The organism is Bacillus sp. JJ1503 (assembly GCF_036965125.1).
GTDB lineage: Bacteria > Bacillota > Bacilli > Bacillales > Cytobacillaceae > Cytobacillus.
On the sequence record NZ_JBALOZ010000446.1, the window covers coordinates 849 to 1,141 of the forward strand.

The window sequence follows — 293 nt, forward strand, 5'->3', positions numbered from 1 at the left end:
ATCTATATGAGATAAGTGCAACATACTTTGAGTTAGTTGCACTTTTTATTTGGCATAAAAACAAATGAAGTTTTTCAAAATAAGACCACAGAAGTAGAGAGAATTAAGACTGTGGCTCAATATAAGATTATTTCCCCCCTATTATAATGAATAGTGCTAGAATCGGTAAGGCACTTTTTGATAAAGGAAAATGTTTATAAAAGGGTGTACAAATAACTTATTGAAATAAAAAACAATAGAGAAACTTGGGGGTTTGGAGAATGAAAAAAATTGGACCAAAAGGTATGAAGTGG